Source organism: Streptomyces sp. NPDC001868, assembly GCF_040297125.1.
In the GTDB taxonomy this organism is placed as follows: Bacteria; Actinomycetota; Actinomycetes; order Streptomycetales; family Streptomycetaceae; genus Streptomyces.
Genome location: NZ_JBEOYO010000018.1, coordinates 151,993 through 171,261 on the forward strand (window position 1 = coordinate 151,993; position 19,269 = coordinate 171,261).

Consider the following 19,269-nt stretch of genomic DNA (forward strand, 5'->3'; position numbering starts at 1 on the left):
AGAACACCGTGCTGCTGATCACCTGCCCGTGGTGCGGCCCGCGTGACGAGACCGAGTACCACTACGGGGGACAGGCCCATGTGCCCTACCCCGAGAACCCCGCCGACCTCACCGACGAGCAGTGGGCCGAGTACGTCTTCTACCGCGACAACCCCAAGGGTCCCTTCGCCGAGCGGTGGATGCACGGCATCGGCTGCCGCCGCTGGTTCAACGTACTGCGCGACACCGCCAGTTACGAGGTGCTGGCCACCTACCGGGCCGACGAGCCCCGCCCCGAACTGCCCCAGGCCGGAGGGAACCGATGACCGACCAGCACTTCCGACTCGGGCGGGGCGGTCGTATCGACCGTGACGCCGTGCTGCGGTTCACCGTCGACGGACGGGAGTTGACCGGGCACCCCGGAGACACCCTCGCCTCGGCGATGCTGGCGAACGGTGTCGCCGAGGTCGCCCCTTCGCTGTACCGGGGCCGTCCGCGCGGCATCGTCGCCGCCGGCGTCGAGGAGCCCAACGCCCTGGTGCAGATCGACGGTCCCTGCTCGGAGGGCATGCTCCCGGCCACGACCGTGGAGCTGTACGAAGGCCTGTCCGCCACCACGCTCTCCGGGATGGGCCGCCTCGACCCCACCCCCGACCCCGCCGTCTACGACAAGAAGTACGCGCACACCGACGTCCTGGTCGTCGGCGCCGGACCGGCCGGCCTCGCTGCAGCCGCCGCAGCCGCGGGCTCCGGTGCCCGCGTGATCCTCCTCGACGACCAGCCCGAGCCCGGGGGTTCACTGCTCTCCGGGCGCACCGAGCGGGTCGGCGGGCAGAGCGCCGTGGCGTGGGTCGCCGGGGTCCGCGCGGCACTCGACGCCGCGCCCGAGACCGTCGTCCTGCGCCGCACCTCCGCCTTCGGCTCGTACGACGACAACTACGTGCTGGCCCTCCAGCGGCGCACCGACCATCTCGGCGCCGACGCCCCCGAACCGTCCACGGGTGTCTCGCGCCAACGGCTGTGGCACATACGGGCCCGCCAGGTCGTCCTGGCGACCGGCGCGCACGAGCGTCCCCTGGTCTTCGCCGGCAACGACCGCCCCGGCGTGATGCTCGCCGCCGCCGTACGCACCTACCTCAACCGGTATGCCGTGGCCCCGGGTTCGCGGGCCGTGGTGAGCACGACCAACGACAGCGCCTACGACACGGTCGCCGATCTCCACGCCGCCGGCATCGACATCGCCGCCGTCGTGGACGCGCGCCCCGAACTCTCCCATCGGGCCGCCGAGGTGGCCGTGGCGACCGGGGTGCGGGTGCTGACCGGCAGCGCGGTGGTCGACACCCAGGGCGAGGGCCGCCTCACCGGCGTCACCGTCCAGGCCCTCGACGAGAGCGGTCGACTCACCGGTGAACCAAGGTCGTTCGACTGCGACCTGCTCGCCGTCTCGGGCGGCTGGAGCCCGGTGGTCCATCTGCACAGCCAGCGTCAGGGCAAGCTCCGCTGGGACTCCGGGCTCGTGGCGTTCGTGCCCGACGGCACCGTACGGGACCAGCAGATCGTCGGTGCGGCCCGGGGCACGTACGACCTCGACGGCTGCCTGGCCGAGGGGGCGCGCGCGGGTGCGCGGGCCGCGACGGACGCCGGGTTCCCGGTGCCGGTGCCCACGGAGACGTACGAGGAGGTACGCCCCGAGGTGCGCGCCCTCTGGCTGGTGCCCGCCCCCGAGGGCGAGCCCGGGGCCTGGGACACACACCTGGTCGACCTGCAACGCGATGTCACCGTCGCCGATGTCTGGCGCTCGACCGGCGCCGGTATGCGCGGTGTCGAACACGTCAAGCGCTACACCTCGCTCGGCACGGCCAACGACCAGGGCAAGACGTCCGGCGTCAACGCGATCGGGGTGATCGCCGAGGCGCTCGGCGGTTCGCTCGGAGAGATCGGTACGACGGCGTACCGGGCGCCCTACACACCGGTGGCCTTCGCCGCCCTCGCCGGCCGTGAGCGCGGCGAGCTGTTCGACCCCGAACGCACAACCCCCGTCCACAGCTGGCATGTTGCCCAGGGCGCGGAGTTCGAGGACGTCGGGCAGTGGAAGCGGCCCCGGTACTACCCCCGGCCCGGCGAGGACATGGACACCGCCGTGGCCCGCGAGTGCCGCGCGGCCCGCGAGGGCGTCGCCTTCATGGACGCCTCCACCCTCGGCAAGATCGAGATCTGGGGCGTGGACGCGGGCGAGTTCCTCAACCGCGTCTACACCAACGCCTTCAAGAAGCTCAAGCCCGGCACGGCCCGCTACGGCGTCATGTGCAAGCCCGACGGCATGATCTTCGACGACGGTGTCACGCTCCGCCTCGACGACAACCGCTACTTCATGACCACGACGACCGGCGGCGCCGCGAACGTCCTGGACTGGCTGGAGGAGTGGCTGCAGACGGAGTGGCCCGAACTCGACGTCCACTGCACCTCGGTGACCGAGCAGTGGTCGACGATCGCGGTCGTCGGCCCCCAGTCACGCGAGGTCGTCGCCCATCTCGCCCCCGACGTCGACCTGTCGAACGAGGCCTTCCCGTTCATGGCCTTCCGCGAGACGACCCTGGCCTCCGGCGTCCCGGCCCGTATCTGCCGGATCTCCTTCTCCGGCGAACTCGCCTACGAGATCAACGTCTCCGCGTGGTACGGCCTGGCGGTCTGGGAGGAGGTGTACGCGATCGGACGGCCGTACGACATCACGCCGTACGGCACCGAGACCATGCACGTCCTGCGGGCCGAGAAGGGCTACATCATCGTCGGCCAGGACACCGACGGCACCGTCACCCCACAGGACGCGGGCATGTCCTGGGTGGTGTCGAAGCAGAAGGACTTCATCGGGAAGCGGTCCTACTCCCGCGCCGACACCTCCCGCGCCGACCGCAGGCAGTTGGTCGGTCTGCTGCCGGCCGACCGTACGACCCGGCTGCCGGAGGGCACCCAACTGGTGGCCGAGGGCGTGCCGTTGACCCCGGAGGCCGGGCCGGTGCCGATGCTCGGCCATGTCACCTCCAGCTACCACAGCCCGGCCCTCGGCCGCCCCTTCGCCCTCGCCCTCGTCGCCGGCGGACGGGCCAGGATCGGCGAGACCCTGCTCGCGCCGGTGGGCGAGGAACTGGTGCCCGTCGAGGTGGCCGACTTCGTCCTCTACGACCCCGAAGGGACCAGGCGAGATGGCTGAGCCGACGATCGACGCGGGCACGGCGGGCACGGGGGCGGGCCCGATGGCCCTGCGCACCAGCCCGCTGGCCCATCTGGAGGAGCGGATGCGGGCCGCCGCCGTCACCGGCGCCCGTGGCGTCGCGCTGATCGAGTGGCCGTTCCTCACGATGGTGAATCTGCGTGTCGACCCCGCCTCCGAAGGGGCCGACCGGGTCGAGAAGGCCCTGGGGGTGCCGCTTCCGCAGCGGTGCGGGCACACCACCACGTCCGGCCCGCACACGGTCGTCTGGCTCGGCCCCGACGAATGGCTCGTGGTCTCCCGCGCCGAAGGGGCCACTGTGGGCGCCGAGTTGCGGGAGGCGGTCGCGGGCGCCCCGGGCTCGGTCGTGGACGTCTCGGCGAACCGCACCACACTGGAGCTGAGCGGCCCGGCCGCCCGGCAGGTACTGGAGAAGGGCTGCCCGCTGGACCTCCATCCCCGGGCCTTCGGACCCGGACAGGCGGTGTCGACCACGGTCGGACCCGTCGCGGTGCTGCTCTGGCAGGTGGACGACACACCGACGTACCGGCTCTTCCCACGGTCCTCGTTCGCCGACTATCTGGCCCGCTGGCTCATCGACGCGATGAGCGAGTACGGCGCCGACGAGGTCGTCTGACGGCGCCTCGCTCTCCGCGTCCATCCCCCTGGCCGACGACCTTCACCTCGCTCACCACCGACGGCACGACGTTCTACGGCATCGCGGACGCGACGACGGCGACGTACGACCTGGTGAAGGGCGAGGGGTTGTGGGTCTCCGGCGACGGCGGACGCGGGTGGCGGCGCCACGGGCAGGGCGGATAGGCCATATCGGCGGGGCGGGTCAGGGGGTGAAGACCTCGTCGAGGCGGTCGATGGCTCCGTCGCTGCCGAGGTGGTAGGTGAACACCAGCCCGGAGTTCGGGTGTGCTTCGAGCCAGTCGAGGAACTCCTGGACGCCGATGGGCTGATTCTCGGTGCTCTCCACGATGGGGGTGGTCACGGTGATGTCGGCGGCCTGATCCAGCGGGATGTAGGTCTCTTTGCCGACCGTCTCGAAGGGCGCGCCGTCCGAGTCGGGGGTGCCGCATCCCCAGTTGCCGTGCTTGACGATCAGACTCAGGGATCCCCCTTCCGGGGTGTAGCGGTAGACCGCGATCTCGTCGGGGGAGATGGGCATCTTGTGGTCGCAGTCGTCAGCACCGCCATCACTCCCGTCGCTCCCGTCACCGCCGCCATCGGCTTTCGCAGCCGTAGCCGTGGGGGCCGATGGCTTGGAGGTGACCGGAACGCCTCCGGGGGCCTCGCCCTCGCCGCTCGCGCTCGTAGAAGCCTTGGCGCCGGGCTTCTTGGCCGTCGTGTCGGCCTGTGACCCGGTCTTGTCGTCGGTGCCGCTCGTGGCTGTGGCGGTCGGTGTCGTGTCACCGTCGGCACTCCCCGTGCCGCCGTCACCGGAACAACCTGTGAGGCCCAGCGCTCCTACGGCGCATACACCCAGCACGGCTGCCGTGACGGCGCCCGGTCTGCGGCGGCTCTTCCTCGGCATCAGGTTCATGCTTCGTCCCCCATCGTGGTGGTGCGAGATCTCCGTGAGCCCCGTCGGCTCGGGAGGAGGGACGAGTTTCGGCCGTTGGCAGTTGCGCGTCCTGGCCAGATTCTGCACTACGGCTTGAGTGAGGTCCGAGTGACCGAGGGGGAGGGCGGGGGAGGGTGGGCGTTGCGGGTCAGTGGTTCCGGGGCCGGACCGCGAAGCAGTGGTCCGGCCCCGGAGCGGGCCTCATGCCTCGCAGGCGCTCTTCGTGTCGTTCGTGTCGGCGGTGCATGTGTCGGTGTTGGCGCCCCCGTTGAGGGAGTCGTTGCCGAACACGCCGTCCACACCGTCGAGGGTGTCGTTGCCGGCCCCGCCGCTGTGGCTGTCGTTGCCGGCGCCGCCGACGAGGGTGTCGTTGCCCGTCCCGCCCACCAGGAGGTCGTTGCCCCCGAAGCCGGACAGTACGTCGTTGGCCGTGCCCCCGGTGAGCGTGTCGCCGAACGGGCTGCCGTAGACGAACTCGACGTCCGTGAGGACGTTGTCGCCCTCCCCGCCGACCCCGTCGTCCGCGGCGTTGTCGATGTCCACGACGACGCCGGCGGGGCTCTCCAGATAGTTGACGAGGTCGGTGGTGCCGCCCCCACCGCTGAGCCGGTCGGCGCCGGTACCGCCGACGAGCATGTCGAAGGTGGCACCGCCGTTCAGGGTGTCGTTGCCGGTGCCGCCGTTGAGGATGTTGCTGCCGGGGCTGGGGCCGCCGTTGATGACGTCGTTGCCCGACTCGCCCTTCAGATCACCGCGGATGTTGCCGGTCTTGGTGATGATGTCGTTGCCGTCACCGGCGTTGACCACGACCGTGTCGTTGTTCAGGTTCACCGGGCAGGACACCGAGCCGCCGACCTGGAGGGTGCAGCCGACACCGGCGGTCAGGGTGTCGGAGGTGTCCTGGATGACGACGTTGCTCCCGGACACACTGACCTTGATGTTGTTCGCACGGCCCGCCGCCGCGTTCACGACCACGTTGGTGCCGCTCTTGAACACACCGGTGGCCGCACTCGCGGACCCTCCGGTCAAGGTCACCGCGGAACCCGCCATCGCCGCGACCACCATGACCCGGAGTAACACTTTTCTGCCCATGGACTGCCTCTCGGTTACGTGAATCGACCCGTCCGCGCACCGCCGGGGTGCGTCGGACCGGGTCCCAAGGTGGCAGGCGGAGCAGGGCGGGACATGGGGGAAGGGCCCCCATTTACCGGTTGAGGCCCGAGAGCCGCAGGGCCCTTGTCATGGCGGGCCAGTCGAGTTCCCGCGAGTCGGTCTCGGTGACGAGGGACTTCAGAAGGTCCGGCGTCACCCGGTACTCCTCGGCGTGGCCGAGCAGCGTCTCCGCGTCGTGGGCCGGCATGGCGCCGTGCTCCCGGTCGGCGACCATCCTCAGTACGTCCTTCGTGTCGACGAAGCGGCTCATACCGCAGTCGAGCCCGTCGTCGTCCAGGGTCGCCGGGTACGGAGTCCGGGACCAGGCGCCGTTCTCGTACCAGTAGACGCAGCCCAGTTGCCAGCTTTTCATCAGGTCCCGCAGATGCTCGTGGGGGAGCCAGTCCGGGGCGCCGGCGAGCATGTCGAAGGGCGGCTCGTGCCACTTGACGTCGCTCGACTCGTCCTCGCCGTAGAGCACGTACCGTCCCTCGCCCCGCTGCGCGAAACCCCACCAGGTGCAGCCGCAGTCGTCCAGATGGAGGCCCTCGTCGTCCACCCAGGTTCCAATGCGGTGATGGCCGGCCCCTTCGTCCTCCGTGGTGGCCTCCAGCACGGCGATGAGCGCCCAGCGCGCCCACAGCACCTCCGCCGACGGCAGATCCCCGGGCAGCCCCGGCCGATTGATGGTCATGTCTGTCCGCGCCCTCCGGGCTCCACACCGATCACAAACCAGGCAAGGTTCTCATGGACCTGAGCGAGCTTGTTCCTGCCAGGGGTGTTCATGCTTCTGTGCGCAGCCAGGTGTTGCCTGCGCGGAGCCAGAGGGAACCGTCACGGCCCTGGCCGCAGTGCATGACGACCCGACCGGGCACCCGCAGCCGACGGCGGCTGGTTACCGTCCAGGTGGTGCCGTTGAGCTCGGCACGTATGAGTTCGACGGACCGCTTGTTGTGGTGGCGGCGGGTGAGTACCGCCCTGTTCCCGCAGACCGCGAATCCGTCCGGGGCATGGACGGGGCTTCGGTAGCTGGCGACGTCGCCGGTGGACGGAGTGATCCGCGTCAGAAAGGTGCCGCCTCTGCCGCTGCCCGAGTACCAGACGAGCCATACCTGTTCGTTCTCGGTCGCGGCGGTGCAGCCTTGCAGTGGGTGGTCGGGCAGTCGACCCTCGGGAGCCCAGGAGGCTCGGCCCCGGGTGTCCCAGCCCGCGAGGCCCGCTGCCGACTCGGGGTGGCCGCCGTAGACGCCCTCATCGCCGTAAGCCGTCCAGATGCCTCCGTGTACGTCGGTGACCAGGGCGGGAATGTCATCTCCGACGCAGAACTCGGCCTCAGGTGTTCCGGACGGGGAGAACACCACGGCGTTGGCCGTCCAGGGCCCCTCGGCCTCGCCCATGTTCTCGTCCTTGTTCTCGTGCCGGAACGTACGCCCGCTCACCAGCAGGAATCGGGAATCCGGGAGCAGGGCCAGGTGACTGGGCCTCATCCGGATGTCCTTCACCTGGGTGCGCCGTTCCTCCTGTCCCGTGACGGTGACCAGCTCACCTGTGAACGGGACTCGCGGGCTCCATCCGATCCACCCCTTGACGTAGCGGGTGTGCTGAAGGTGTCGCCGGTGGACCAAGAGAACCGCAAGCTCCCCGGCGGGCCCGACGTTCCACCAAAGGGCTCGGTGTCCCCGCATGGCATCGGCAGCGGGAAGCCGCCACACGTTGTGCGGCGCGGCATCGGAACCAGCAGTCAGGGAGCGGAGATTCAAGGGATTCATGTGGAGTTGCCTCTACGACTCCGGAGCCATGCAGCCCGAAGAGCACTACCCTACCGGCCCTCACCCGGCCGGGCCTCCGCGAGAATCAGCTGGGCGCGCCCGGGGCCCGGTGCAGACGGGCGCCGGTGAATCGCCCGTCCTCGAAGTCGAGCCGTACGCCGTCCAGATGGCCGAAGGGTGTGCCCCACGACGCGTGATCCGCGTCGGGCAGGCAGCTCACCAGCGCAGGTTCGATGGAGCCGCCGTGCGAGACGATGAGCGCGCCGCTGCCGTCCGGTACGGACCGGACCGCCTCGGTCCAGATCTTCCGGTGTTCCGCTGCCACGGCGGCGAGTCCACCGCCGTCCGCCAGCAACTCGGCGTAACGAACGTACGGTTGAGGCCAACCCCACTGGTCGTGGTGCCCGACCTCGCCCGGAACGTAGCCGGATGGCATGTCGACGGCATCGTCGACAGCCCAGCCCATCGCGATCGCCGTCTCGATCGCTCGCGGCGACGCACTGGTCACCACCAGCTCGAAGGACCCCAACTCGGCACCTACAGCGCGCGCGAGCCCGACCCCGGACGCGGACAGATGCGAACCGCGGCCGCGAGCCACCCCCTTCTTCGTCGGCGCATGCCGCCGAATCTCCAGCCACCGCATCCCGCAACCCTACAGAAACGGACGTGCCGGCTGAGGGCTGCGGCTGCGCCGTGCGGGCCCGAGTGACCGGAGGCGATGCCGCGGGTAGGCAGTGGGGCCTGAGGTCTCCGGTCGAGGGCCCGCCCGGACGGTGTGTCAGAGCACGGCGAGCCGGTCCACCAGCAGTTCCGTCCTCCGCTCGGTGTCCTCCGGCGGTAGCCGTCCCGCTCGGGTCAGGGAGGCCAGCCCGTGCAGGGACGCCCAGAACACCTCGGTGAACATTCCCGGGTGGACGCCGTCCCCGGCGACCTCGCCGAGGCTTTCCAGCAGGGCGGCGAAGGCGTCCTTCAGCGGCTCCGGGGTGTCCTCCTGGGCGAACGCCAGACCGCCGTCGAGCCGGAACATGGCGTCGTAGACCGCCGGGTTGCGCTCGGCGAAGTCGAGGTAGGCGCGGGCGAGGGCGGTGACCCGGGCGCGAGGGCCGTCCGCGGCTGAGGTCGCCGCCCGCAGCGCCACGGCCATCTCGGCGGCACCTTCGAGGGCGACGGCGCCGATGATCTCGCGCTTGCCGCGGAAATGGCTGTAGAGGACGGGCTGGCTGTATTCGATGCGCTCGGCGAGCCGGCGAGTGGTGACCGCGTCCCAGCCCTGCTGCTCGGCGAGTTCGCGGGCCGTCGCCACGATGAGGCGCTCACGGACCGCCCGTTCGCGCTCCTTGCGTTCCTGTACCGACATGGGCCGATTCTAGCACCGCTAGACAATCGAGCGTGAGTAGGTCTAGCGTTGCCTCATCAGCTAGCGACGCTAGATCCTGGGAGGGGCATGATGCTCAACGCACTTGAGGTCTTCACCATCGTGGTCGTCGGCGTGATGGTGGGGGTGGAGTTCTCCGTGGCCTTCGTCGTCAACCCGATCCTCAAAGCTCTCCCCGAGGACAGCGGTCAACTCGGCCGCGCCCACGGGGGCCGCATGCTCGGCGCCGTCATGCCGTTCTGGTACATCGGCTCGCTCGCCCTCGTCGCGGTCTGGGCCGTCGCCGGATGGCACGACCCCGGCGCCGGCCTCGTCGTCCTCGCCGGCGCGCTGCTGATCCTGAGCGTGGTCATGTCGCTCCTGCTGCTCGTCCCGATCAACAACCGGGGCAAGACGTGGACCCCCGAGAACCGGCCCGAGGACTGGAAGGAGCAGGCGAACCGCTGGGACCGCTTCCACTACGTCCGCGTCGCCGTCATCATCGCCGCCTTCGCGTTGCTGGCCGCCGCCCTCGCCTGAGCCTGCGGGCCACACCGCGTCTGCGGCGCTCAACTCGCCTGAGCCTGCGGGCCACACCATGCCGGAACGGCCGGCCAGGGGCCGCTGGCGCGGCGCACAATCCCCACTCCCCCGAGTGGCGGCGGGTCACCGAAATCCCGGCACCCGGGAATGCGGCCGGCGCCAAGAGCCCACCACTGCGCCCCGATAATCGCTTGCCTGTCGGCGACGGTCTGGTTGCAATGACCAGCATGATCACCCAGGTGCGCTCGCCGCGGCGAGATGAGATGAACGCGTACGACCGGGACCCAGAACGGCGCGAGTTGAGCGAGCCGCGACCGAATCCTCACTCGGGAGACGTCGACGCATGACTACTACGCCGGCATCCCAGCCTTGGGCGGAGCGGACTGACGGATCCTCCGTCCAGATCGGCGTACTCGCTCCGCTGACTCGGCCCGGCTGGGTCGAGGCGGGTCAACACCTGCTCGCCGGACTGGAGTTGGGCGTTCGCGAGGTCAATGACGCCGGTGGGATCGTCGGAAGACCGCTCGAACTGGTGGTCAGGGACACCGCGGCCGATCCGCAGAGGGCCGCGGCGGTCGTGGACGAGCTGGCCGGTCTGGGCGTGGCCGCCTTGGCGGGGGAGTATCACAGCGTCGTCGCTCGCGCCGCCGCCGGCCGGGCCGACGCGCTCGGCCTGCCGTTCCTCTGCTCGTCGGCGGTTCTCGACGCGCTCACCGACCAGCCGACGGAATGGGTCGCGCGTCTCTCCCCACCGCAGTCACGCGGCTGGCGCGTGTACGCCGACTTCCTCCTCGGCGCGGGCCACCGCCGTATCGCCGTGGCGGCCCAGCCGAGTGTCTACTGGGCGTCCGGAACCCGCATTCTGCGGGACTACTTCGCCGAACGAGGCGGCACCGTCGTCGAACTCGACATGAGCGCGCTCACCCCCACGGCCGTCTGCGACGAACTCGCCGACCACCGCGCGACAGCCCTCCTCCTGCTGGTCGGCCACCCGGAGCCGGCCGTGCCGATCGTCAGGTCCGTACGCGGCGACCAGCGCCTCGCCGGGATCATGGTCGGTGCTCCGGCCGGGCAACCGGAGTTCGCCGAATGGGCGACCTCGCTGGGCGACGACGGTGCCGCGATCCCGTTCCTGCGTTACCTGCCCGAACGCCTCAGCCCACTCGGCGTACGAGTCGAGGGGGCCCTCCGCGAGAGGTTGGCCGGTGCGCCCTCGTTCGTCGCCTTCGAGGGCTATGACACGGTCGCCGTCCTCGCCGATGTGCTGCGTTCCCACGGCACGGACCGGGCGCGTACGGCCCAGTCCTGGCCGCACGTCGCAGTCGAAGGCACCCGGGGGCTGATCCGGTTCTCCCGCGTGCCAGGCATCGGCGTTTGGCAGTGGGCTCGGCCGCCCATCCAGGTCGTCGATCGAGATCCGGCGGACCCCGATCGCTTCCGGATCCTCCATGCCGCCTGAGACCAGGGCCGACCAGGACGGCGACGAGTACTTCCGCGCCGCCGCCCGGGTCACCCTCGGCAGCGTGCTGCTCGCCCTCGGCCGCCACGACGAGGCCTCCGACGCCTGCCGGGAGGCGCTCAAGCCGGCCCGCGGCCGAGGTGCGCACGACCTGGAGGCCCGCGCCCTGATCGGACTGGCGTCCGGCAGGCGCCCTCTCGACCACGAACAGGCCACCGTGGCGCTGGACATCACCGCCGCACGGAATACCGCCTGGTGGAGGGCGAGGCGCTGACCGCCCTGGCCCGGGCCGGCCTTGAACGGGGGGAACCCCCCGAACTCCCGCAGACCCTCCGGTAGTTCGCCTACCACCCCTCCTGAAGCTCGTCGTCCTCCCCGGCCTCCAGCAGGGTCGCCGCCTCGCCCACGACCCTGCGATCCGGCTGGCCGACCACCTCGTGGTCCTTGCCGGTGTAGTCGAAGCGGGCCAGCACACTGCGCATGGCCTCCACGCGGGCCCGCTTCTTGTCGTTGCTCTTGACCACGGTCCACGGGGCCTGCTCGGTGTCCGTCTCGCGGAACATGGCGACCTTCGCGGAGGTGTAGTCGTCCCAGCGGTCCAGGGAGGCCAGGTCCATCGGGCTGAGCTTCCACTGCCGTACGGGATCGACCTGACGGATCGTGAAACGGGTGCGCTGTTCGCCCTGGGACACCGAGAACCAGAACTTCACCAGGTCCACGCCGTCGTCGACGAGCATCCGTTCGAAGGCGGGCGCCTGCCGCATGAAGCGCCGGTACTCGTCGTCCGTGCAGAAGCCCATGACCCGCTCCACGCCGGCTCTGTTGTACCAGGACCGGTCGAACAGCACGATCTCCCCGGCGGTCGGCAGATGCTCGACGTACCGCTGGAAGTACCACTGCCCCTTCTCACGCTCGGTCGGCTTCTCCAGGGCCACCACCCGGGCGCCGCGCGGATTGAGGTGCTCGGTGAAGCGCTTGATCGTGCCGCCCTTGCCCGCCGCGTCCCGCCCCTCGAAGACGACGACGAGCCGGCGCCCGGACTCCTTGATCCAGCTCTGCAGCTTCAGCAGCTCGATCTGCTGCAACCGCTTGTGCCAGTCGTACTCCCCGCGCTCCATGCGCCGCGCGTAAGGGTAGTTCTCCCGCCACGTGTCCACCGGGCTGCCGTCGGGCCGGATCAGTACCGGATCGTCGTGATCGCTGTAGTCGACACGCATGTCGCTGAGCAATTCGGTCATCTCTACTTCCCTGGAGCGTCAGTGGAACTGCGGCACGATCAGATAGATCCCGTACGCCACCACGGCCGCGCACGCGAGGAAGCACAGCCCGGCCACGCCGAGCCCCACCGTGTCGGTACCGCCGTCGCCCTCGCGCGCGGTCTCCGCGCGGGCCAGACCCAGTACCCCGAGGGCGAAGACGACGACCACTCCGACCGTGACTCCGGTACTCACCGAGGCGACCTCGCCGAGGGCGCTCCAGTCAAGCTGCATCGCTCGTACTCTCCTTACTCTCCCGGAACTCTCCCGGACTTGGGCGGCTCAGGCGGCGGTGGAGACCGGTGCCGGTACCGCGACGCGGACGTTGACCTCGTGGGTCTCGTTGACGTTGGACGCGTGCACCGGGTTGCGGCGCGACATGAGGACGATGAAGCCGGCCCCGGCGAGGGCGAGGAGCGCGATCACCACGAGGCCGAGGTTCCCGCCGTGTGTCACCACGCTCGCGGCGAGACCGCCGACCAGCGCGGCGGCTGGGAGCGTCACCAGCCACGCGATCACCATCCGTCCCGCCGTTCCCCATCGCACCTCGGCGAGACGCCTGCCCAGGCCGGCGCCGAGGATGCCTCCGGAGCACACCTGCGTGGTCGACAGCGCGAAGCCGAGGTGCGCGGAGGTCAGGATGACCGTCGTGGAGGCGGCTTCCGCGGCGAAACCCTGCGGTGACTGGATGTCCGTCAGTCCCTTGCCCATGGTCCGGATGATCCGCCAGCCACCGAGATACGTACCGAGGCCGATCGCGAGTCCGGCCGAAGCGATCACCCACAGCGGCGGCCCGGCGTCGTGGCCGAGCGCCCCGGCCGAGATCAGTGTGAGCGTGATGACGCCCATCGTCTTCTGCGCGTCGTTGGTGCCGTGCGCGAGCGAGACCAGCGAGGCCGAGGCGATCTGTCCGAGCCGGAAGCCCCTCGTCACCGTCTTCTGCCGGGCCCGGGCGGTGATCCGGTACGCGAGATAGGTCGCGATCAGCGCGGCCACGCCCGCGACCAACGGCGAGGCGACCGCCGGGATCAGCACCTTCTCGACGACCTTGCCGAAGTGCACCCCGTGCTCCCCGGCGCCCACCCACACGGCCCCGATCAGACCGCCGAACAGCGCGTGCGACGAGCTCGACGGCAGCCCGAGCAACCACGTCGTCAGGTTCCACAGGATCGCGCCGACCAGACCGGCGAAGATCATGCCCGGTGTCACCAGGGTGTCGTCCACGATTCCGCCCGAGATCGTCTTCGCGACCTCGGTGGACAGGAACGCGCCGACGACGTTCAGTACGCCGCTGATCAGGACCGCTGTTCTGGGCCGCAGCGCGCCGGTGGCGATCGAGGTCGCCATCGCGTTGGCCGTGTCGTGGAAGCCGTTGGTGAAGTCGAACGCGAGGGCCGCGACGATGACGACGGCCACGAGGAACGTGATGTGGTCCATACCGTCGATGCAAGCAAGCCGAGGAATACGGGCGGCGAAGCGGAAGCAAAGGCTACGCATGCACGTGGTCATGCCACCTACAAGTCCGCTGTTCCGGCGCGTGAGCCGGTCATTCCCTCCGGGGAGTTCGACCGGGTACGCGCATCCGGGAGTTCGACGGGGCGGCCGTCCTGACGAACCCCGCCCTCGACCCGCACGGCCTCACAACGTGCCCGTGACGACTCCTCGCCAGGTCCACCCCGCGGCCAGGACGGTGTCCTGCAAGGGGTTCTTCAGGTCGGACGTGTCGAAGTGGAACGTCCCTGTCGCATCGGGGCCGTGCTCCTCGCCCCCGCCGAGCGTCCAGCGCTTCGAGACGGTCCGTACCTGGCCACGGTGCGCCTCGGCCGCGAGGACCAGCCTCGGAGTGTCACCGGCCCATGTGACCTCGTACTGCCGGTCGAGGGAACGGACTTCGTTCTTCTCCGCGACCAACCGCATACGGACCTGGAACACCCGGCTCACCCGGGCGCGGACGAAGAACGTCCGCCAGCCCGGGTCCAGGACACGCCACTCGGCCACCAGATCGGCCCCCTCCGCGCGGCCGTCCCGGACGACGTACGGCACATCAGGACTGTTGAGGCCGAGCAGTTCCGCCTGGACCTCCACGGCCGTTCGCGCGGCGACACCGTCGGCGGGGCGTCTGGTGCCGGTCAACTTGTCGAAGAGTCCCATGACTTCAGCCTATATAGGGGGTCGGGTCATGGTGTCGTGCGGATCCGAGGCTGCTGGACGCCGGCGGTGCGGTTCGGGATCAGGAGCGTGGCCGCAGCCAGTGCCGCGCGGCGTCCAGCGTCACCTCGATGTCGTCGCTCCATGAACAGACTTCCAGCCATGACAGACAGCCGGACTCGGCGAAGACCAGGACCTCACCGGGGCACACACCGGCCTCGGTGACGAGTCGCGCCTCGGCTGCCACGACCGTGCCGGGGCCGGTGGGCGCGGGCTCGACCAGGCCGGTGTCGAGTGCGAAGCAGGCGGTACCGCACCCGCATGCGCAGCGCGCTCGTACGCTGAGGTGGGGCATCTGCCGTCGGAGCGCGACATGAACCGGGTCTGCCGTGCCCAGGACCGCCGCGAGCACCTCGGCCACATCGGCAGGCAGGCTCTCGGTCATCCCGTCACCGTATCCGACCAGGTGACGCGGTCCGGACGTGGTGAGGTCATCGAGTACGGTGCCCGGAGCCCGCATCCCGTGGTGACGAGGCTCGGCAGGCCGCCGGCCAGGCCGAACGCGGAGGCACTGCACCGGCAGTTGGACGGTCCGAGAGCGCTCCTGCCCGGCCGCGTCCTGAGGGACGTGTCTGCCATGTGACTCCGAACCACCGAACTGTCATGAGGAGGCGGGGAGTTCCTGCTCGGCCCAGATCGTCTTGCCGGTGTAGGTGTGGCGGGAACCCCAGCTCTGGGTGAGCTGGGCGACCAGGAGGAGTCCGCGGCCGCCTTCGTCGAACGTGCGCGCCCGGCGCAGGTGGGGGGCGGTGCTGCTGGCGTCGGAGACCTCACAGATCAGGTTGCGGTCGCGGATCAGCCGGAGCTGGATGGGGGGTCCGCCGTAGCGGATGGCGTTGGTGACCAGCTCGCTGACGATCAGTTCGGTGACGAAGGCGGCCTCGTCCAGGCCCCAGACGTCCAGCTGGCGGCAGGCGTTCTTACGTGTCTCGGCGACCGAGGCGGGGTCGGACGGCACGTCCCAGGTGGCGACGTGGGCAGCGTCCAGGGCACGGGTCCGGGCCATGAGCAGAGCCACGTCGTCGGCGGGGCGCTCCGGGAGCAGCGTCCGCAGCACGGTGTCGCAGGTGTCTTCCAGCGACCCGGTCCGCCGGGCCAGGGCCGCGCGCAGGGCGTCGAGGCCCTCGTCGATGTCGTGGCCACGGGCTTCGACGAGACCGTCGGTGTACAGCGTGAGGACGCTTCCCTCGGGCAGTTCGATCTCGGCGGCCTCGAACGGCAGACCTCCCAGCCCCAGCGGCGGGCCCGCCGGGACGTCGAGGAACTCCACGGTGCCGTCCGGGGTGGTCAGCGCGGGCAGGGGATGCCCGGCCCGGGCCAGTGTGCAGAGCCGGGAGACCGGGTCGTAGACCGCGTACAGACAGGTCGCGCCGATGCCGCCGGTGAAGTCGGCCGCGCGTTCGGCTTCGGCGGACAGATGGATGACGAGGTCGTCCAGGTGGGTCAGGAGCTCGTCGGGCGGAAGGTCGACATCGGCCAGGGTGCGTACGGCGGTGCGCAGCCGCCCCATGGTGGCCGACGCCTGGATGCCGTGGCCGACGACATCGCCGACGACGAGCGCGACCCGGGCGCCGGACAACGGGATCACGTCGAACCAGTCGCCGCCGACACCTGCCTGGGCGCTGGCCGGCAGATAGCGGGAGGCGACGTCGACGGCGGCCTGCGGGGGCAGCCGCTGCGGCAGAAGACTGCTCTGCAGGGTGAGGGAGGTGCGGCGCTCGCGGGTGTAGCGGCGGGCGTTGTCGATACAGACGGCGGCCCTCGCGGTGATCTCCTCGCCGAGAAGCAGGTCGTCCTGCTCGAAGGGTTCCGGGCGTTGGTGCCGGGAGAAGGTGGCCACGCCGAGGGTGATGCCACGGGCGCGCATCGGTACGGCGAGCACCGAGTGGAAGCCGTACCGCCGCACCCTGTCGGCCCGCTCCGGGACCTGGCTCGCCCACTTGTCGATGGCGGGCTCGGTCACCTTGCGGATCAGCGGGCGATCGACGGCCAGGCACTCGGCCGCGGGCGACTCGTCCGGGTAGGCGGCCAGCGTCCCAGGCTCGACCACGGCCTCGGGGCAGCCCTCCAGGACGGACTGGTTGGCGACCCTGCGCAGCATGACAGGACTGGGCGGCGGCCCGGTGGGCGGATCGTCGCCCCCTTCGATGGCGGGGAGGAGGTCGACGGTGACGAAGTCCGCGAAGCGGGGGACGGCCACGTCGGCGAGTTCCTGCGCGGTACGGGCGAGGTCCAGGGTGCTGCCGATGCGGACGCTCGCGTCGTTGAGCAGGGCCAGCCGACCCCGGGCCAGATGCTCCTCGGTCACGTCGTGGGCGGAGAGGAGCACTCCCCGTACCCTTCCCTCGGCGTCCGGCACCGGGGTGAGCGTCGTGGCCCAGATGCTCTCGCGGTCGTGGCCGACCATGTGCAGGGTCTGCCGCAGATCCTGCTGTTCGCCGGTCTGCAGCGCCCGGCGCATGCACTGTTCCGTGCGATGGCCCTCCGGGTCCACCACGATCTCCGACACGCGCAGTCCCCGCATCGCCGCTTCGGGCAGGCCGATCACCCGCTCCATGTCCGCGTTCGCCCGCCGCAGCCGCAGGCCGGTGTCGTAGAGCGCCGTCGCGGACGGGGACCGGGCGAACGCCCACATCACCAGCGCGTCGTCCTGGGTCGGCGGCGCCGGGCGGACCATGGAGGAGACCAGAAGCCACGCGCCGGCCCCCGCCTCCTCACCGTCCGGCTCCCGGCGGTGCGCCAGCAGGTTCACCGTGAGGCGGTGGCCGTCCCGGTGCCGGAGGCTGACCTCCCCGTTCCACCTCGGCAGGGTCCGCAGGGGCAGCAGTGCCCGCGCGGACGGCTCCTCGGCGAGCAGTCGCGCCACAGGCCGGCCGACGACCTCCTCGGACCGGAATCCGAGCAGCCGCCGCGCCCCCTCGCTCCACCCGGTCACGATGCCGTGCGGATCCACCGTGGCACGCGCGGTGCCCGCCTCGTCGACGGGGTCGCTCGACCGCCGCGCCTTCCGGTCGTCGCCGGCGGCATCAGAACCCGTCATCGCGCTTATCCGCCCTCGCCTCGGTCTATCCACCCTGCGCCCGGGGTCGGCCGGGAGCAACCGATGGGTGGAACAGTCGAACATCTAGGATTAATCATGATGTACGAGTAAAAACCCGCCAGTACGTCGACGAGGGAGGGCAGCCCATGACTGCCACCAGCGGGGAGACGTGGCCGGACGCGGCCGAATGGACCGGGAAGATCTACAGCGGCGGCTGGCGGCAGCCCGAGGGCGGAACCCAGCCGGTGTACGAGCCCGCCACGGGAGCCCGGCTGGCGGAGGTGGGCGTGGCGTGGCCCCGGGATGTCGCCCGGGCCGGTGCGCTGGCCGCCCGCGCCCAGCGGGACTGGGCCGAGGCGGCACCCGCGGAGCGCGCCGAGGTGCTGCTCCGCGCCGCCCAGGGACTGCGGGACCACAGTGACGCGATCCGCGAGTGGATCGTCAGGGAGTCCGGAGGCGTCCCGGCGAAGGGCGACTACGAGATCGCGGCCGGACTCAGCCAGCTCGCACAGGCCGCCGGGATGGCGTCACTGCCCCTCGGAGAGATCCTCAGCCCGTCGTTCCCCGGCCGGGCCAGCCATGCGTGGCGGGTGCCGCTGGGCGTGGTCGGCGTCATCAACCCCTGGAACGCGCCCCTGCTGTTCGCCATGCGTGCCCTCGCACCCGCCCTGGTGCTGGGCAACGCCGTCCTGCTCAAGCCCGATCCGCACACGCCGGTGTCCGGTGGCGTCGTCGTCGCGCAGTTGTTCGAGGATGCGGGGCTGCCGGAGGGCCTGCTCCATGTCCTGCCCGGAGGCCCTGGGACCGGCGAGGCCGTCGTGACCGATCCCCATGTCGCGATGGTCTCGTTCACCGGCTCCGCCCAGGTCGGCCGCACGATCGCCCGCGCGGCAGGCGACCGGCTCAAGCGGGTCGCCCTGGAACTGGGCGGCAAGAACTCGATCGTCGTACTCGACGACGCGGACGTCGACGCCGCCGCGGCGGCCGGTGCGATGAGCACCTTCGGCTACCAGGGGCAGGCATGCGTCGCCGCCGGACGCCATCTGGTGCACGACGACCTCGTGGAGCCGTACACCGAGGCACTGATCGGGCACGCCGCGGCGCTCAGGGTCGGCGACCCCCGCGAGGACGGTGTGGCCCTCGGCCCCGTGATCAGCGAGCGACAGGCCGCGAGGATCGAGCGCATCGTGGAGGAGAGCGTGTCCGCCGGCGCCCGCGTGCTGGTCGGCGGACACCGGGACGGGCTGTTCTACCCGCCCACCGTCCTGGACCGCATCGAGCGCACCATGCCCGCCTTCACCGAGGAGATCTTCGGGCCGGTCGCCCCCGTCGTCGCCTTTCGCACCGACACCGAGGCCGTCGAGATCGCCAACGACACCGAGTACGGCCTGACATCGGCCGTCCACTCCCGTTCGCTGCCGCGAGCCACCGCCCTCGCCGGACAGTTGCGTACGGGCATGGTCCACATCAACGACGTCACCGCCCAGGACGCCGCGAACGCGCCCTTCGGCGGAATGGGAGCGTCGGGCAACGGCTCCCGCGTCGGCGGCACCGCCAACCTGGAGCAGTTCACCCAGTGGCGCTGGGCGACGATGCCGGACGGCCGGACGCCGACTCCGTGATCAGACTTCACCGAAGGCCCGTCGGCAGGCGCCCGGCAGGCGCCCGGCAGGCGCCCGGCAGGCGCCAGCGGGGGCCCGGCAGGCGCCGGGCGGGCGTCAGAGCGGG

Annotated in this window: 19 protein-coding genes; 7 read left to right on the top strand and 12 right to left on the bottom strand. The window is 70.9% G+C overall.

Annotated features, from left to right (window positions below):
* Positions 1–8: 8 nt before the first annotated feature.
* Genes ABT147_RS22405 through ABT147_RS22415 form a run of 3 tightly spaced genes read left to right on the top strand, consistent with a single transcriptional unit; the run spans position 9 to position 3,824 of the window.
* Positions 9–305 carry a sarcosine oxidase subunit delta gene (locus tag ABT147_RS22405; protein WP_351408801.1) on the top strand — a complete coding sequence of 99 codons (297 nt, stop codon included), beginning with the start codon at positions 9–11 and terminating at the stop codon, positions 303–305.
* Positions 302–3,187, top strand: coding sequence for a sarcosine oxidase subunit alpha family protein (locus tag ABT147_RS22410; RefSeq protein ID WP_351408803.1), 2,886 nt, complete (start codon positions 302–304; stop codon positions 3,185–3,187). Before ABT147_RS22405 ends, ABT147_RS22410 begins: the two co-directional genes overlap by 4 nt.
* On the top strand, positions 3,180–3,824 hold the full coding sequence (locus ABT147_RS22415; protein WP_351408805.1) for a sarcosine oxidase subunit gamma: 645 nt from the start codon (positions 3,180–3,182) through the stop codon (positions 3,822–3,824). The genes ABT147_RS22410 and ABT147_RS22415 overlap by 8 nt, the downstream gene beginning before the upstream one ends.
* A gap of 204 nt (positions 3,825–4,028) precedes the next feature.
* Here ABT147_RS22415 and ABT147_RS22420 read toward each other — a convergent pair whose 3' ends face one another.
* The 6 genes from ABT147_RS22420 to ABT147_RS22445 form a co-directional block, all read right to left on the bottom strand.
* Positions 4,029–4,730, bottom strand: a complete 702-nt coding sequence (locus ABT147_RS22420) for a hypothetical protein (RefSeq protein WP_351408807.1) — start codon at positions 4,728–4,730, stop codon at positions 4,029–4,031.
* 231 nt (positions 4,731–4,961) lie between these two features.
* Positions 4,962–5,795: a calcium-binding protein gene (locus ABT147_RS22425; RefSeq protein WP_351408809.1), complete on the bottom strand. Its 834-nt coding sequence runs from the start codon at positions 5,793–5,795 to the stop codon at positions 4,962–4,964.
* A gap of 169 nt (positions 5,796–5,964) precedes the next feature.
* A complete protein-coding gene (locus ABT147_RS22430) occupies positions 5,965–6,606 on the bottom strand; it encodes a hypothetical protein (protein WP_351408812.1) in 642 nt (213 codons plus the stop codon).
* A gap of 88 nt (positions 6,607–6,694) precedes the next feature.
* Positions 6,695–7,399: a hypothetical protein gene (locus ABT147_RS22435; protein WP_351408813.1), complete on the bottom strand. Its 705-nt coding sequence runs from the start codon at positions 7,397–7,399 to the stop codon at positions 6,695–6,697.
* Between the two features lie 367 nt (positions 7,400–7,766).
* A complete protein-coding gene (locus tag ABT147_RS22440; RefSeq protein ID WP_351408815.1) occupies positions 7,767–8,324 on the bottom strand; it encodes a phosphoglycerate mutase family protein in 558 nt (185 codons plus the stop codon).
* 135 nt (positions 8,325–8,459) lie between these two features.
* Positions 8,460–9,038 (bottom strand): TetR/AcrR family transcriptional regulator, encoded by a 579-nt coding sequence (locus ABT147_RS22445; RefSeq protein WP_351408817.1) that lies wholly within the window; start codon positions 9,036–9,038, stop codon positions 8,460–8,462.
* Positions 9,039–9,128: 90 nt separating this feature from the next.
* Between ABT147_RS22445 and ABT147_RS22450 the strand changes: the two genes are divergently transcribed.
* The 3 genes from ABT147_RS22450 (at position 9,129) to ABT147_RS22460 (ending at position 11,311) form a co-directional block, all read left to right on the top strand.
* Positions 9,129–9,575, top strand: coding sequence for an anthrone oxygenase family protein (locus ABT147_RS22450; protein ID WP_351408850.1), 447 nt, complete (start codon positions 9,129–9,131; stop codon positions 9,573–9,575).
* Positions 9,576–9,921: 346 nt separating this feature from the next.
* Positions 9,922–11,037, top strand: coding sequence for an ABC transporter substrate-binding protein (locus tag ABT147_RS22455; RefSeq protein WP_351408819.1), 1,116 nt, complete (start codon positions 9,922–9,924; stop codon positions 11,035–11,037).
* The gene (locus tag ABT147_RS22460; protein WP_351408822.1) at positions 11,027–11,311 is read left to right on the top strand and encodes a hypothetical protein; all 285 of its coding nucleotides are present in this window, start codon (positions 11,027–11,029) and stop codon (positions 11,309–11,311) included. Before ABT147_RS22455 ends, ABT147_RS22460 begins: the two co-directional genes overlap by 11 nt.
* Positions 11,312–11,381: 70 nt before the next feature.
* Here the strand turns inward: ABT147_RS22460 and ppk2 are convergent, their stop codons facing one another.
* The 6 genes from ppk2 to ABT147_RS22490 form a co-directional block, all read right to left on the bottom strand.
* Positions 11,382–12,275 carry a polyphosphate kinase 2 gene (gene ppk2 / locus ABT147_RS22465; protein WP_351408824.1) on the bottom strand — a complete coding sequence of 298 codons (894 nt, stop codon included), beginning with the start codon at positions 12,273–12,275 and terminating at the stop codon, positions 11,382–11,384.
* An 18-nt stretch (positions 12,276–12,293) separates the two neighbouring features.
* The gene (locus ABT147_RS22470; protein ID WP_351408826.1) at positions 12,294–12,527 is read right to left on the bottom strand and encodes a hypothetical protein; all 234 of its coding nucleotides are present in this window, start codon (positions 12,525–12,527) and stop codon (positions 12,294–12,296) included.
* 48 nt (positions 12,528–12,575) lie between these two features.
* Positions 12,576–13,730, bottom strand: a complete 1,155-nt coding sequence (locus ABT147_RS22475; protein WP_351408828.1) for an inorganic phosphate transporter — start codon at positions 13,728–13,730, stop codon at positions 12,576–12,578.
* Positions 13,731–13,931: 201 nt separating this feature from the next.
* Entirely contained in the window at positions 13,932–14,444 is a 513-nt protein-coding gene (locus ABT147_RS22480) for a hypothetical protein (RefSeq protein WP_351408830.1), read from the bottom strand.
* A 79-nt stretch (positions 14,445–14,523) separates the two neighbouring features.
* A complete protein-coding gene (locus ABT147_RS22485) occupies positions 14,524–14,886 on the bottom strand; it encodes a hypothetical protein (RefSeq protein WP_351408832.1) in 363 nt (120 codons plus the stop codon).
* A gap of 216 nt (positions 14,887–15,102) precedes the next feature.
* Entirely contained in the window at positions 15,103–17,541 is a 2,439-nt protein-coding gene (locus ABT147_RS22490) for a SpoIIE family protein phosphatase (protein ID WP_351408834.1), read from the bottom strand.
* A 146-nt stretch (positions 17,542–17,687) separates the two neighbouring features.
* On the opposite strand from ABT147_RS22490, the gene ABT147_RS22495 reads away from it, so the two are divergent.
* Positions 17,688–19,163 (top strand): benzaldehyde dehydrogenase, encoded by a 1,476-nt coding sequence (locus ABT147_RS22495; protein ID WP_351408837.1) that lies wholly within the window; start codon positions 17,688–17,690, stop codon positions 19,161–19,163.
* Positions 19,164–19,269 lie beyond the last annotated feature (106 nt).